Source organism: Streptomyces kanamyceticus (assembly GCF_008704495.1).
GTDB lineage: Bacteria > Actinomycetota > Actinomycetes > Streptomycetales > Streptomycetaceae > Streptomyces > Streptomyces kanamyceticus.
On the sequence record NZ_CP023699.1, the window covers coordinates 8130611 to 8144290 of the forward strand.

The window sequence follows — 13680 nt, forward strand, 5'->3', positions numbered from 1 at the left end:
AAGGGGCGGGCAGTCATGGCAGCCGGATACGCGGAGATCCTCCGGACGAGATATGCGATGCGGCTCCTTGCCGGGACGCTGGTGGGTCGGCTCCCGAACGCCACCGCGGCGATCGCCATCGTGCTGTTCGTCCGCGCCGAGGGCGGGACCTACAGCCTCGCCGGCGCGTTCGCGGCGGTGTACGGGGTCGCCAACGCGGTCGGCCAGCCGCTCCTGGGGCGCCTGGTCGATCTGCGAGGGCAGCCGCGCGTGCAGCTGCCCGCCGCGCTCCTGTCCGCCCTGGGCATGGCCCTCTTCGCCTTCACCGGGCCGGACTCGCTCGCCCTGGCCTATGTCGCCGTGGGCGCCGCCGGGCTCTTCACGCCGCCTCTGGAAGGCGGCCTGCGCGCGCTGTGGCCGAGCGTCCTCGGCAAGGAGGAGCAGGTCCACACGGCGTACGCCATGGACGCCATCGCGCAGGAAGTGATGTTCACCGTCGGCCCGTTGCTCGTCACCGGCTGCGTCGCCCTCTGGTCGGAGCAGGCCGCGCTGCTCGTCGTGAACGCCGTCGGCGTGCTCGGGGCCCTCTCCGTGGTGATGTCCCAGCCCTCGCGCGCGTGGCGTTCGGCGCCCCGGGAGGCGCACTGGCTCGGTGCCCTGCGCTCGCCGGGTCTCCTCGCGCTCCTCGGGGCGTTCCTCTTCATCGGCATGGCGCTCGGCTCCATCACCGTCGCGGGCGTGTCGTACGCCGACGAGCACGGCGGCGACGCGGTGTACGGCTGGCTGATGGCGGCGCTGGGACTCGGCGCGCTGGTCGGCGGTTCGGTGTACGGGGCGCGGCAGTGGAGTGGTGTGCCGGAGCGGCGGCTGACCGTGCTCGTGGCCCTGCTCGCCGTCTGCTACGCGCCGTTGACGCTGACGCCGGGGGCGGTCGCCATGACCGGGCTCGTCGCGCTGGCGGGTGTCTTCCTCGCGCCCGCGCTCGCGTGCGCGTTCATCATCGTGGACCGGCACGCCCCGCGCGGGACGGTCACCGAGGCGTTCTCCTGGCTGGTGACGACGTTCACGGTGGGCGCCTCACTGGGAACGGCCGCCGCAGGCCCGGTCGTCGAGTGGGGCGGGACGGCCTGGGGGTTCGCGGTCCCGGGGCTCGCGGGCGCGGGCGCACTTCTAGTTTTGCTGGCCACAGGGCGGGTACTGGAGACGCCCGTGGAAACGGAGGTTGTTGCGGGTTCATCGGAAAATGATCGAAACGGTGCCGTCGAACCCGGTTTCAGTGCCGGGCATCAGGCGTAATGTTCAGTCATGGACCGCCGCATTTTCGGGCTGGAGAACGAGTACGGCGTCACGTGCACGTTCAGGGGACAGCGCCGCCTGTCGCCTGACGAGGTGGCGCGCTACCTCTTCCGCCGTGTTGTGTCATGGGGCCGCAGCAGCAACGTCTTTCTGCGGAACGGCGCCCGCCTCTATCTTGACGTGGGATCACATCCGGAATACGCAACACCCGAATGTGACAACGTGACCGAGCTGGTCACCCACGACAAAGCGGGCGAGCGCATTCTGGAAGGCCTGCTCGTCGACGCCGAACGCCGCCTGCACGAGGAGGGAATCGCGGGCGACGTCTATCTCTTCAAGAACAACACCGACTCGGCGGGAAACTCCTACGGTTGCCACGAGAACTATCTGGTGGCCCGTCATGGAGAGTTCTCCCGGCTCGCGGACATCCTCATTCCGTTCCTCGTCACGCGGCAGCTGCTGTGCGGCGCGGGCAAGGTGCTGCAGACTCCGCGCGGCGCCGTGTACTGCGTGAGCCAGCGTGCCGAGCACATCTGGGAGGGCGTGTCGTCGGCGACGACCCGCTCCCGTCCGATCATCAACACCCGCGACGAACCGCACGCCGACGCCGAGCGCTACCGCAGGCTGCACGTCATCGTCGGCGACTCGAACATGTCCGAGACGACCATGCTCTTGAAGGTCGGCGCCACCGACCTCGTGCTGCGCATGATCGAGGCGGGCACCGTCATGCGTGACCTCACCCTGGAGAACCCGATCCGGGCCATCCGCGAGGTCAGCCACGACATCACGGGCCGCCGCAAGGTGCGCCTGGCCAGCGGCCGCGAGGCCTCGGCCCTCGAAGTGCAGCGCGAGTACTACGAGAAGGCCGTGGACTTCGTCGACCGCAGGGGCATCCGCACCGGCACGGTCGAGCAGGTCCTCGAGCTGTGGGGCCGCACGCTCGACGCGATCGAGGCCGAGGACCTCGACCGGATCGGCACCGAGATCGACTGGGTGATGAAGTACAAGCTCATCGAGCGGTACCGGGCGAAGAACAACATGACCATGTCGCATCCCAGGGTCGCGCAGATAGACCTCGCCTACCACGACATCCACCGTCGCCGGGGTCTCTACTACCTCTTGGAGAGGAAGGGCCAAGCCGCCCGCATCTGCAACGACTTGAAGATCTTCGAGGGCAAGTCGGTGCCGCCGCAGACGACACGCGCGAGGCTGCGCGGCGACTTCATCCGGCGGGCCCAGGAACAGCGCCGTGACTTCACGGTCGACTGGGTGCACCTCAAGCTCAACGACCAGGCGCAGCGCACCGTGTTGTGCAAGGACCCCTTCAGGTCGGTCGACGACCGGGTGGAGAAGCTCATCGCCGGCATGTGAGCCGATGGGGGCCCTGTGAGGCCAGTTGCGTCGTGGGAACGCAACACGGGCGCCGTACGTTCCTCGTACGGCGCCCTTCTCACGCCGTAGAGTTGCGCGCACGCCAACCCACAAGATCGACCGATACGAGGCCCCCACCGTGCGCCGACGCTCACTTCTTCTTGCCGTCCCGGCCGGCCTGCTCACGCTGGCAGGCTGTGGTGACGACAAGGCCGACAAGGCCAAGTCCAAGCCCAGCGACAGCCCGACCAACTCCGCGTCGGCCCCGCCGACGGCGAAGATCGTCGACGGTCCCGTGCCCGAGATCACCAAGGGCGACAAGTTCGGTCAGAAGCCGACCATCGCCAAGGGCTCGGGCAAGCCGTCCTCCGATCTCGCGGTGAAGACGCTGATCCAGGGCAAGGGCAAGGAGGTCGCCAAGGGTGACTACTTGCAGGCCGATTACCTCGGCCAGATCTGGGCCACCGCCAAGGTCTTCGACAACTCCTACGACCGGGGCAACCCGACGGTCTTCCCGATCGGCGTCGGCAAGGTCATCCCGGGCTGGGACCAGTCCCTGGTCGGCAAGAAGCTCGGCAGCCGCGTGGAGCTCGCCATCCCGCCGAAGGTGGGTTACGGCGAGGAGGGCAACAAGCAGGCGGGCATCAAGGGCTCGGACACCCTCGTGTTCGTCGTCGACCTGGTGGACTCCTTCAACGCCAAGAGCTCGTCGAAGGGCAAGGAGGTCGCGCAGTCGAACAAGGACCTGCCCAAGGTCGGTACGAACACCGACGGCAAGGCCCCTTCGATCGACGTCCCGAAGACCGCAGCCCCCAAGAAGCTCGTCTCCAGCTACGTCCTGGAGGGCGACGGCGACGTGGTCAAGGAGACCGACAGCCTCCTGTGCCAGTACAAGGGCGTGCTCTGGGCGGACGGCAAGGAGTTCGACTCCTCGTACAAGAGCGGTCAGCTCGCCCAGTTCCAGCTGGCGCAGGTCGTCAAGGGCTGGGCGCAGGGTCTGACCGGCAAGAAGGTCGGCAGCCGCGTACTCATCGTCATCCCGCCGGAGCTCGGGTACGGCGACCAGCCGCCGCAGGGCAGCACCATCAAGAAGGACTCGACGCTGGTCTTCTGTGTGGACATCCTCGCGAAGTGATCCTCTTCCGGGGATGCAAGACTGTCCGCGCTGACCTTTCGTATCAAGCAGGAGCATTTTCGTGAGCATTGACAAGCCCGAGGTCGACTTCCCCGTCGGCGAGCCGCCGACCGAGCTGCAGATCAAGGACATCTGGGAGGGTGACGGGGCGGTCGCGAAGGCGGGCGACTTCGTCAAGGTCCACTACGTGGGCGTCGCCTTCAGCACCGGCGAGGAGTTCGACGCGAGCTGGAACCGCGGCAACCCGCTGGAGTTCCAGCTGGGTGCCGGACAGGTCATCTCCGGCTGGGACCAGGGCGTGCAGGGCATGAAGGTCGGTGGCCGGCGCGAGCTGACCATCCCGGCCCACCTCGGGTACGGCGACCGCGGCGCCGGTGGCGGCCGCATCGCCCCCGGCGAGACGCTGATCTTCGTCTGCGACCTGGTCTCCGTCTGAGGACGCCTGTGACCTGATGTGTTCGTGGAGGGCCCATGCCTGTCCGGCATGGGCCCTCCCGTCTCCCACCACCGCCCTCAACGGAATCCCTTCGGGATGCGCCCCTGGTCTTTGGCTTTTGCCACGACACCCCGGGGCGGTACGGTCATCGGTCGGAAGCACTGTCTGTTGTAAGGCCGAGAAAGGGCGTCGATGGCCATTGCCAAGGCCGAGCGGCTGATGAATCTGGCGCTGTGTCTGCTCGGGACCCGGCGGCCGCTCAGCAAGCGCGAGCTGCGCGATTCCATCGAGGCGTACGTCGAGGCCTTCGGGTCCGGCGGCCGGGCGGCGGGGTCGGAGGACTCCTTCAACCGGATGTTCGAGCGTGACAAGGACGATCTCCGTGAGCTCGGCCTGGTCATCGAGACCGTGGAGAACCTCGACGGCGAGGTCGGCTACCTGGCCCGCAGGGACAGCAACCGGCTGCCGCCCATCACCATCGACGCCGAGGAGGCCGCCGCCCTGGGCCTCGCCGCGAAGGTCTGGCAGCAGGCCCGTCTCGCCGGAGCGGCCAGCGGCGCCCTGCAGAAGCTGCGCGCGGCCGGGCTGCCCGAGGACGTCGACCCTTACGAGTCGCACGGCGCTCTCGAGCCGCGCATCCCCGCGCACGACGCGTCCTTCGAGCCGCTGATGCTGGCCTGCCGCGACCGCCGCCCCGTCGTCTTCGACTACCGCAAGGCCACGGCGGCCCGCCCCGAGCAGCGCCACGTCGAGCCCTGGGCGCTCGAGTGCTGGCGCGGCCACTGGTACCTCGCGGGCTGGGACAGGGACCGGGGCGCCGAGCGCGTCTTCCGGCTCTCGCGGATCACCGGCAAGGTCCGGGCCCGCGCGGGGAAGTACACCGCCGACGTCCCGGACGTCGTCACGGTCCGCGAGACCGTCGCGAGCTGGGCGGGGGAGACCGCCGACCGCACCGCCCTGATCCGGCTGCGGGCGGGCGCGGGCTACCCGCTGCGCGCCAAGGCGGGTTCGGTGCGGGAACTGGGCGACGGGTGGGACGAGTTGGAGATTCCGTACGGCCATGGGCTCGATGCCTGGCTGGTGGAGTTCGGGCCCGACGTGGTGGTCCTGGAGCCCGCCGAGCTGCGGGCCGACGTCGTGGACCGGCTGCGCGCCGTGGCCAAGGGCTGAGGGGGAACGGAAAGACCATGGCCTCGAACGCCATCGACCAGACCCGACGCATGCTGTCGCTCGTGACGTATCTGCGCGAGCGCCCCGGCGCCCACGTGGGGGACGTCGCCCGCGCCTTCGGCATCACCCCCGACGAACTGATCTCCGACCTGGACGTCCTGCCGCTGTGCGGGACCAGCTTCCGCGGCGGCGATCTGCTCGACATCGACACCGACGGCGACCGCATCTGGTGGCACAACCCCGACGACGTCGCGGCGCCGCTGCGGCTCGCCGCAGACGAGGCGACCGCGCTGCTCGTGGCGGCCCGCGCGGTATCCACGCTGCCCGGCCTTCGCGAGAGCGACCGGCTCGCGCTGCTGCGCGCCACCGCCAAGCTGGAGACGGCGGCGGGCGAGGCGGCGGGCGCCAGCTCCCGGCTCTCGGTCACCTTCGAGTCCGAGGGCGGTGTCTTCGCCGACGTCGACCGGGCGATCTCCGAGCGCCGCAGGCTCTGGATCCGCTACTACTCGCCCGCCCGCGACGAGCTCACCGAGCGCGAGATCGACCCGATCCGGCTGGTGAGCGTCGGCCACACCTATGTGGAGGCGTGGTGCCGTCGCTCCGAGGCGCGCCGCACCTTCCGGCTCGACCGGGTCGCCGAGATCAAGATCCTCGACGAGCCTTCCGCGCCGCCCGAGGTCGAGCTGCGCGACCTCTCCGAAGGACTGGTGCAGCCCGCCGCCGAGGACCCCGAGGTGGTCGTCGAGGTCGGCCCCGGCGGGCGCTGGGTCGCCGAGTACTACCCACACGACAGCGCCGACGAGCTGCCCGACGGCGGTCTGCGGATCACGCTGCGCACGCCCGATCCCGCCTCGCTGCGCAGGCTCGCGCTGCGGCTCGGCGGGGACGGACGGATCGTCTCGCCGACGCAGCTCGCCGACAGCGCGCGGCAGGCGGCACGCGAGGCCCTCGACGCGTACGAGAGGGACTACGAGCGGCACGACAGGCAGGAGCAGGGGCGTTGAGCACACCGACCATGTCCGGATTGCCGGGGGTGCCCGCGCAGTCGAAGCGCGGGCCCGTCTTCTTCACCGCCTCCTGCCCCGACTGCCGTGCCCGCTTCGAGCTCTCCGCGGGGGCCCTGCGCCTGGCGATCGGCGCCAGCCGCCGCACCACCTTCTACTCCTTCACCTGCCCCGAGTGCGGGGTCGCGGTGCGCAAGCCCGCGGGCGAGCGCATTGTGGAACTCCTCACCGGCGGAGGGGTGCGGACGCTGCGTCTGCACTCGACCGTCTAGGCTCGGCGCATGTTCTGGGCGATGCTCGCGATCGCGGCGGGCTTCTTGGGTCTCGCCGTCCTCGGCGTACTGGCGATCAAGGTGTTTGTGGAGGCGCAGCGCCTGGGACGTCAGGTGAGTGAGACGACGCGGAAGATCAACCAGGCCGCCGAGGACCTGGAGCAGGCGGCGGCCGGTGTGGTCCGTGCGGGCGGAGAGGCCCTTTAGCCTCCGCGACCTGTCAACTCCCCAGGGAGGGCGGGTACGCTGCGAAGGCGGCCCGGGATCGAGGCGGGGGCCGTACTCGGAGTATGCGCGGGGATTGCCGAGCGTTTACCCCGGGGGGTTACGATCGCTGCCAGCGCGGAGATCGGATGTATGTCCGGTCCCCGAGCAACCAGACTCCTGTCGCCTCGGTGAAGAAGGTATACAGCTATGGGTAGGCTCGGCCCCACCGAGATCATTCTCATCCTCGTCGTCATCGTCCTGCTGTTCGGAGCCAAGAAGCTGCCCGACATGGCACGCTCCCTCGGCAAGTCGGCCCGCATCCTCAAGAGCGAGGCCAAGGCCATGAAGACCGAAGGCAAGAAGGACGAGGCCGCGCCGGCCGACCCGCCGAGCGACCCCGCCGTCCAGCAGCGCACCATCCAGGCGGCCCCCGGCGACGTGAGCAGCTCGCGCCCGGTCACCGAGCCGACCGACCGTACGACGCAGCGCTGATCCAAGGTCGGTGACGACCGGCCTGCCGCACGAGATGAGGACGTGGGTTGCTCAAGTCTGCCCGCAAGAAGGAGAAGGACCCCGAGGGGCGGATGCCCCTCGCGGAGCACTTGCGCGAGCTCCGCAACCGGCTCGCCAAGGGCATGCTGGCGATCGCGATCGTGTCGATCGCCGCCGCGTACTACAGCGAAGAGCTGATGAAGTTCCTCGCCTCCCCGGTGCCGCGCTGCCCTGACGGCGGCCTGGAGAGCAAGGGCGGCGAGTGCGCCGTCGTCGCCTACACCGACCTGCTCTCGCCGTTCACCACCACGGTCAAGGTCAGCGTCATGGCGGGCATCATCATCGCCAGCCCGATCTGGCTGTACCAGCTGTGGGCGTTCATCGCGCCCGGACTGCACAAGAGCGAGCGCAAGTACACGTACGCCTTCGTGTCCGCCGCGGTACCGCTCTTCGCGGGCGGCGCGCTGCTCGCCTACACGATCCTGCCCATCAGCGTGCGCGTCCTGCTCGGGATCACCCCCGACGGCTCGGCGAACATCCTGCCGATGGACAAGATCCTCGACTTCACGGTCCGGATGATCCTGATCTTCGGTGCGGCCTTCGAGCTGCCACTGATCCTGATCATGATGAACCTGACGGGCATGGTGACAGGTCGGCGGATGGCGGGCTGGTGGCGCGGTGTCGTCATGGGCGTGTTCATCTTCGGTGCGGTCGCGACGCCGACCACCGACCCGTTCGGCATGATGGCCCTCGCGGGGCCGATCGTCGTCCTGTACTTCATCGCCGTCGCCTTCTCGCTCGTGAACGACAAGCGGCGGGCACGGAAGAATCCCGACGCCGATCTTGACGACGACGAGGCCTCCGACCTCGACCTGACGCCCGAGCCGATCGACCAGGTCGAAGGGGTACGGCCGCCCAGGGCGCTGCCCGAGCAGGCGGGTACCGGACGGTCCGATCAGCGTGTGAACGGCTTCGACGACGTGACATAAACGGTTCCTGCGAAGTGACCCGACCTTGTATGGTCCGCCCGTGACCAGCGAGATCACCCTCTTCGTCAATCCCACCGCGGGCCGCGGCCGGGGCGCTCACGCGGCGCAGCCGGCCGCTGCCGCGTTGCGGGCCCGCGGCTTCTCCGTACGCACGGTCATCGGGGTGGACGCCCCCGATGCGCTGCGACGGGCCCGTGAGGCCGTCGACGGCGGCACCGGGGCGCTGATAGCCGTCGGCGGCGACGGCATGGCGAGCCTCGCCCTGCAGGCCGTCGCCGGGACCCGCACCCCGCTCGGCGTGATCGCCGTGGGCACCGGAAACGACTTCGCCAGGGCACTCGGCCTGCCGGTGCGCGAGCCCGCCGCCGCGGGGGAGGCGGTGGCCGAGGCGCTCAAGGGCGCGCACACCCGCGACGTCGATCTGGGGCGGGTCGAGGGCACGTGGTTCGGGACCGTGCTCGCGTCCGGCTTCGACTCGCGGGTCAACGACCGGGGCAACCGGATGCGGTGGCCCACCGGACGCTTCAAGTACGACCTCGCGATGATCGCCGAACTCGCCGCGTTCAGGACCGTGCCCTACCGCATCGTCCTCGACGGCGAGACGGTCCACGAGGTCGAGGCCACGCTCGTGGCGGTCGGCAACGGATCGTCGTACGGCGGCGGCATGAAGATCTGCGCGGCGGCCGACATGAGCGACGGGCTCTTCGACGTCACCGTGGTCGGGGACTGCAGTCGTACGACGCTCCTGAAGGTCTTTCCGCGCGTCTACAAGGGCACGCACCTCGACCATCCCAAGGTCACCGTGTACCGGGCCGCGAAGGTCGAGATCGCCGCGCCGGACATCACCGGATACGCGGACGGGGAGCCGCTCGGCGCGCTGCCGCTGACCGCCGAGTGCGTGCCGGGGGCGGTGCGGGTCCTGGCGCCGCGAGCGGTGGCCGGATGACGCCGTCGTGCGCGTCCCGCGCGCCGGGGCGCGGCCCCGCCGCGCACCTGGTGAGCTGCTGTGTCCCGCTCCCGTTCCATTAATGATCGTGCGTTGTCAGTGGTCCCCGGTAGTCTCGAAAGCACGATGACAGAGGACCTCTCACCGGCCGAGCGGTACGCGGCGGCGCGCAAGCGCGCTGTCGAGCAGGCCACCGCACTCGCGTCCTTCCGCGAGATGTACGAATTCGGCCTCGACCCCTTCCAGATCGAGGCCTGCCAGGCGCTCGAGGCGGGCAAGGGCGTGCTCGTCGCCGCCCCCACGGGCTCGGGCAAGACGATCGTCGGCGAATTCGCCGTGCACCTCGCTCTGCTGCAGGGCAAGAAGTGCTTCTACACCACGCCCATCAAGGCGCTCTCCAACCAGAAGTACGCCGACCTCGCCAAGCGGTACGGCGCGGACAAGGTCGGCCTGCTCACCGGCGACAACAGCGTCAACTCCGATGCCCCGGTGGTCGTCATGACCACCGAAGTCCTGCGGAACATGCTGTACTCGGGCTCGCAGTCGCTGCTCAACCTCGGATACGTGGTCATGGACGAGGTGCACTACCTCTCCGACCGCTTCCGCGGCGCCGTCTGGGAGGAAGTGATCATCCACCTCCAGGAGTCGGTCACGCTCGTCTCCCTGTCGGCCACCGTGTCCAACGCCGAGGAGTTCGGCGACTGGCTCGACACGGTGCGCGGCGACACCGAGGTGATCGTCTCCGAGCACCGGCCCGTGCCGCTCTTCCAGCACGTCCTCGCGGGGCGTCGGATGTATGACCTCTTCGAGGAGGGCGAGGGCCAGAAGAAGGCGGTCAACCCCGACCTCACGCGCATGGCGCGGATGGAGGCCAGCCGTTCGTACAACCCGCGCGATCGCCGCAAGGGCAAGATGATCCGCGAGGCCGACCGCGAGCGCGAGCGCAGACAGCGCTCACGGATCTGGACGCCGGGCCGCCCCGAGGTCATCGAACGGCTCGACTCCGAGGGCCTGTTGCCCGCCATCACGTTCATCTTCAGCCGCGCCGCGTGCGAGGCCGCCGTCCAGCAGTGTCTGTACGCGGGCCTCAGGCTGAACGACGACGGCGCGCGGATGAGGGTCCGCGAGATCGTCGAGGAGCGCACGGGTTCGATCCCGAACGAGGACCTCCACGTCCTTGGCTACTACGAATGGCTCGAAGGACTGGAGCGCGGCATCGCGGCGCACCACGCGGGCATGTTGCCCAGCTTCAAGGAGGTCGTCGAGGAGCTGTTCGTGCGCGGCCTGGTCAAGGCCGTCTTCGCGACCGAGACGCTCGCGCTCGGCATCAACATGCCCGCGCGCAGCGTGGTCCTCGAAAAGCTCGTCAAGTGGAACGGCGAGCAGCATGCCGACATCACCCCCGGCGAGTACACGCAGTTGACGGGTCGTGCGGGCCGCCGAGGCATCGACGTCGAGGGCCATGCGGTGGTCCTGTGGCAGCGCGCCATGAGCCCCGAGCACCTGGCCGGGCTCGCCGGTACGCGCACGTACCCGCTGCGCTCCAGCTTCAAGCCGTCGTACAACATGGCGGTGAACCTGGTCGACCAGTTCGGGCGGCACCGCTCGCGCGAGCTTCTGGAGACGTCCTTCGCGCAGTTCCAGGCCGACAAGTCGGTCGTCGGGATCTCCCGGCAGGTGCAGAAGAACGAGGAGGGCCTGGAGGGCTACCAGGCCTCCATGACCTGTCACTTGGGGGACTTCGAGGAGTACGCGCGACTGCGTCGCGAACTCAAGGACCGCGAGACCGAGCTGGCCAAGCAGGGTGCGGCCCAGCGCAGGGTCGCCGCTGCCGCCGCCCTGGAGAAGCTCAAGCCGGGCGACGTCATCCACGTTCCGACGGGGAAGTACGCGGGCCTCGCGCTCGTGCTCGACCCGGGGCTGCCCGCCGGGCGGGCCAGCGGGCAGCGCGGCTTCGACCACGTGGACGGGCCGCGGCCGCTGGTGCTCACCGCCGAGCGGCAGGTCAAGCGGCTCGCGGCGATGGACTTCCCGGTGCCCGTCGAGGCCCTGGAGCGGATGCGCATCCCGAAGTCGTTCAACGCCCGCTCGCCGCAGTCCCGCCGTGACCTGGCGTCCGCGCTGCGCACCAAGGCGGGGCACATCGTCCCCGACCGGCACCGCAAGGGGCGCGCGGCGGCCGCCGACGACCAGGAGATCGCCCGCTTGCGCACGGAGCTGCGCGCGCACCCCTGTCACGGCTGCGACGAGCGCGAGGACCACGCGCGCTGGGCCGAGCGGTACCACCGCCTCAAGCGCGACACCTCGCAGCTGGAGCGGCGCATAGAGGGGCGGACGAACACCATCGCCCGCACCTTCGACCGCATCGTCGCCTTGCTCACCGAGCTCGACTACCTGCGGGGCAACGAGGTCACCGAGCACGGCAAGCGGCTCGCCCGGCTCTACGGAGAGCTGGACCTGCTCGCCAGCGAGTGCCTGCGCGCCGGGGTCTGGGAGGGGCTCAGCCCCGCCGAACTGGCCGCGTGCGTCTCCGCGTTGGTCTACGAGGCGCGGGTGGGCGACGACGCGCTCGCGCCCAAGCTGCCGTCCGGCGCGGCGAAGGCGGCGCTCGGCGAGATGGTGCGGATCTGGGGCCGCCTCGACGGTCTCGAAGAGGATTTCAAGATCAGCCAGACCGAGGGCGTCGGGCAGCGCGAGCCGGACCTGGGCTTCGCCTGGGCGGCGTACATGTGGGCCAACGACAAGGGGCTCGACGAGGTCCTGCGCGAGGCGGAGATGCCGGCCGGTGACTTCGTGCGCTGGTGCAAGCAGGTCATCGACGTGCTCGGCCAGATCGCGGCGGCGGCGCCGCGGGAGGGCAGCACGGTCGCGAAGAACGCGCGCAAGGCGGTTGATCAGCTGTTGCGGGGGGTCGTGGCGTACAGCTCGGTCGGGTGAGAGGTCCGCCCCGTCAGGGGCGCGGGGAACCGCGCGACCAGCCACATCCGGCCCGCGGATGTGGCTGGTCGTCCAGCGGAGCGTTCAGGCGCGTCGCGGGACGGGGCCGCACATGTCTCAGGCCCGCGCAGCGTCCCGCTTCGCCACCTCCTCGCGCACGATCGGGATCACGTGGCGGCCGAAGTCGATCGCGTCGTCCAGCAGGTCGTAGCCGCGGGCGGAGAGGATTTCCACGCCCAGGTCGTAGTAGTCGAGCAGGGCCTGCGCGACCGTCTCCGGAGTCCCCACCAGGGCCGTCGAGTTGCCCGCGCCGCCGGTCTCAGCGGCGGTCGGCGTCCACAGCGCGCGGTCGTGGCGCTCACCGGCCGCGGCCGCCGCGAGGAGCCGCTGCGATCCCGCGTTCTGCGGCTCGCCGGGCGGGCGGCGCCGGGAGAGCGTGGCGCCCGCGGCGCGGGCCTTGATCCGGTCGAGGGTCGCGTACGCCTTCTCCCAGGCCAGCTCCTCGGTCGGCGCGATGATCGGGCGGAACGCCACCTGGATGGTGGGGACGTCGGTGCGGCCCGCGGCCTTCGCCGCCGCCTTCACCGACTCGATCTGCTCGGCGGTCTGCGCCAGGGGCTCGCCCCACAGGCAGTAGATGTCGGCCTCGGCGCCGCCCGCGGCGTACGCGGCGGGCGATGAGCCGCCGAACGAGACGCGGGGATGCGGCTGTTGGACGGGGAAGGTGTCGCTGACGAAGTCGTTGAAGCGGTAGTGCGTGCCCTCGTGGTCGAAGGGTTCGTGTGACGTCCAGGCCTTCTTGATGATCTGGATGGCCTCGCGGGTGCGTGCGTAGCGCTCGTCCTTGGTGAGGAAGTCGCCCTCGCGCTGCTGCTCGTGGTCGTTGCCGCCGGTGATGAAGTGCACCGCGAGGCGCCCTTCACTGATCTGGTCGAGGGTCGCGAAGGTCTTCGCTGCGAACGTCGGGTACGACACGTTGGGGCGGTGCGCGACCAGGATCTGGAGCCGCTCGGTGCGGGCCGCGATGTAGGCGGCCGCGGGGGAGGGGTCGGGGGAGCCCGAACCGTAGGCGAACAGGACCCGGTCCCAGCCGTGGTCCTCGTGGGCCCTGGCGAGCCTGAGGGTGTAGTCCTTGTCGAAGGAGGCGCCGGAGCGCGCGGTGACTTCGGATCCTTCGTTGGTGGCGGCGATGCCGAGGAACTCGACGGGCATGGCGAAGCCTCATCTCCTGCTGCTCCGGCTGCGGTGAACCGGCCGGTGGCGAGTGGTCGTTGCGGGCGGCGGCGTGGCGCTGTCAGCAACACGCCGCCGACCACACACGACCGAAGTCGATGTGGTCGCGGGTGACCAGGCGCGGCCGGGGGCCCGGGTTCACGACGGAGCAGTCGTCCATACGGAGCGTCAACCACGGTGCGGCGGAGCCCATTCCCGCTCTCGCCGAAGAGC

Annotated in this window: 13 protein-coding genes; 12 read left to right on the forward strand and 1 reads right to left on the reverse strand. The window is 70.0% G+C overall.

Features of this window, described 5'->3' with window-relative positions:
- Positions 1-15 precede the first annotated feature (15 nt).
- The 12 genes from CP970_RS35370 (at position 16) to CP970_RS35425 (ending at position 12234) form a co-directional block, all read left to right on the forward strand.
- Positions 16-1275 (forward strand): MFS transporter, encoded by a 1260-nt coding sequence (locus tag CP970_RS35370; protein WP_055550701.1) that lies wholly within the window; start codon positions 16-18, stop codon positions 1273-1275.
- Between the two features lie 9 nt (positions 1276-1284).
- Positions 1285-2646 carry a Pup--protein ligase gene (gene pafA / locus CP970_RS35375; RefSeq protein ID WP_055550703.1) on the forward strand — a complete coding sequence of 454 codons (1362 nt, stop codon included), beginning with the start codon at positions 1285-1287 and terminating at the stop codon, positions 2644-2646.
- A 139-nt stretch (positions 2647-2785) separates the two neighbouring features.
- The gene (locus CP970_RS35380) at positions 2786-3781 is read left to right on the forward strand and encodes an FKBP-type peptidyl-prolyl cis-trans isomerase (protein WP_055550705.1); all 996 of its coding nucleotides are present in this window, start codon (positions 2786-2788) and stop codon (positions 3779-3781) included.
- 61 nt (positions 3782-3842) lie between these two features.
- Complete coding sequence (locus tag CP970_RS35385) at positions 3843-4217, forward strand: FKBP-type peptidyl-prolyl cis-trans isomerase (RefSeq protein ID WP_055550707.1); 375 nt, start codon at positions 3843-3845, stop codon at positions 4215-4217.
- Between the two features lie 192 nt (positions 4218-4409).
- Positions 4410-5387 (forward strand): helix-turn-helix transcriptional regulator, encoded by a 978-nt coding sequence (locus CP970_RS35390; protein WP_055550709.1) that lies wholly within the window; start codon positions 4410-4412, stop codon positions 5385-5387.
- 17 nt (positions 5388-5404) lie between these two features.
- Entirely contained in the window at positions 5405-6391 is a 987-nt protein-coding gene (locus tag CP970_RS35395; RefSeq protein WP_055550711.1) for a helix-turn-helix transcriptional regulator, read from the forward strand.
- A gap of 11 nt (positions 6392-6402) precedes the next feature.
- On the forward strand, positions 6403-6663 hold the full coding sequence (locus tag CP970_RS35400) for a CpXC domain-containing protein (protein ID WP_055550714.1): 261 nt from the start codon (positions 6403-6405) through the stop codon (positions 6661-6663).
- Between the two features lie 9 nt (positions 6664-6672).
- Complete coding sequence (locus tag CP970_RS35405) at positions 6673-6870, forward strand: hypothetical protein (protein ID WP_055550716.1); 198 nt, start codon at positions 6673-6675, stop codon at positions 6868-6870.
- A 207-nt stretch (positions 6871-7077) separates the two neighbouring features.
- A complete protein-coding gene (tatA, locus tag CP970_RS35410; RefSeq protein ID WP_055550718.1) occupies positions 7078-7362 on the forward strand; it encodes a Sec-independent protein translocase subunit TatA in 285 nt (94 codons plus the stop codon).
- 92 nt (positions 7363-7454) lie between these two features.
- Positions 7455-8351, forward strand: a complete 897-nt coding sequence (tatC, locus tag CP970_RS35415; protein ID WP_055550725.1) for a twin-arginine translocase subunit TatC — start codon at positions 7455-7457, stop codon at positions 8349-8351.
- A 40-nt stretch (positions 8352-8391) separates the two neighbouring features.
- On the forward strand, positions 8392-9297 hold the full coding sequence (locus tag CP970_RS35420) for a diacylglycerol kinase (protein ID WP_055550720.1): 906 nt from the start codon (positions 8392-8394) through the stop codon (positions 9295-9297).
- A 126-nt stretch (positions 9298-9423) separates the two neighbouring features.
- Positions 9424-12234, forward strand: coding sequence for a DEAD/DEAH box helicase (locus CP970_RS35425; protein ID WP_055550722.1), 2811 nt, complete (start codon positions 9424-9426; stop codon positions 12232-12234).
- Positions 12235-12351: 117 nt separating this feature from the next.
- On the opposite strand, the gene CP970_RS35430 is transcribed toward CP970_RS35425, so the two are convergent.
- Positions 12352-13446 carry an LLM class flavin-dependent oxidoreductase gene (locus CP970_RS35430; protein WP_055550724.1) on the reverse strand — a complete coding sequence of 365 codons (1095 nt, stop codon included), beginning with the start codon at positions 13444-13446 and terminating at the stop codon, positions 12352-12354.
- Positions 13447-13680: the final 234 nt, after the last annotated feature.

Coding starts and splice junctions, on each gene's coding strand:
- CP970_RS35370 (WP_055550701.1), top strand. CDS start 16: ATGGCAGCCGGATACGCGGAGATCCTCCGGACGAGATATGCGATGCGG.
- pafA (WP_055550703.1), top strand. CDS start 1,285: ATGGACCGCCGCATTTTCGGGCTGGAGAACGAGTACGGCGTCACGTGC.
- CP970_RS35390 (WP_055550709.1), top strand. CDS start 4,410: ATGGCCATTGCCAAGGCCGAGCGGCTGATGAATCTGGCGCTGTGTCTG.
- CP970_RS35395 (WP_055550711.1), top strand. CDS start 5,405: ATGGCCTCGAACGCCATCGACCAGACCCGACGCATGCTGTCGCTCGTG.
- CP970_RS35400 (WP_055550714.1), top strand. CDS start 6,403: ATGTCCGGATTGCCGGGGGTGCCCGCGCAGTCGAAGCGCGGGCCCGTC.
- CP970_RS35405 (WP_055550716.1), top strand. CDS start 6,673: ATGTTCTGGGCGATGCTCGCGATCGCGGCGGGCTTCTTGGGTCTCGCC.
- tatA (WP_055550718.1), top strand. CDS start 7,078: ATGGGTAGGCTCGGCCCCACCGAGATCATTCTCATCCTCGTCGTCATC.
- tatC (WP_055550725.1), top strand. CDS start 7,455: ATGCCCCTCGCGGAGCACTTGCGCGAGCTCCGCAACCGGCTCGCCAAG.
- CP970_RS35425 (WP_055550722.1), top strand. CDS start 9,424: ATGACAGAGGACCTCTCACCGGCCGAGCGGTACGCGGCGGCGCGCAAG.
- CP970_RS35430 (WP_055550724.1), bottom strand. CDS start 13,446: ATGCCCGTCGAGTTCCTCGGCATCGCCGCCACCAACGAAGGATCCGAA.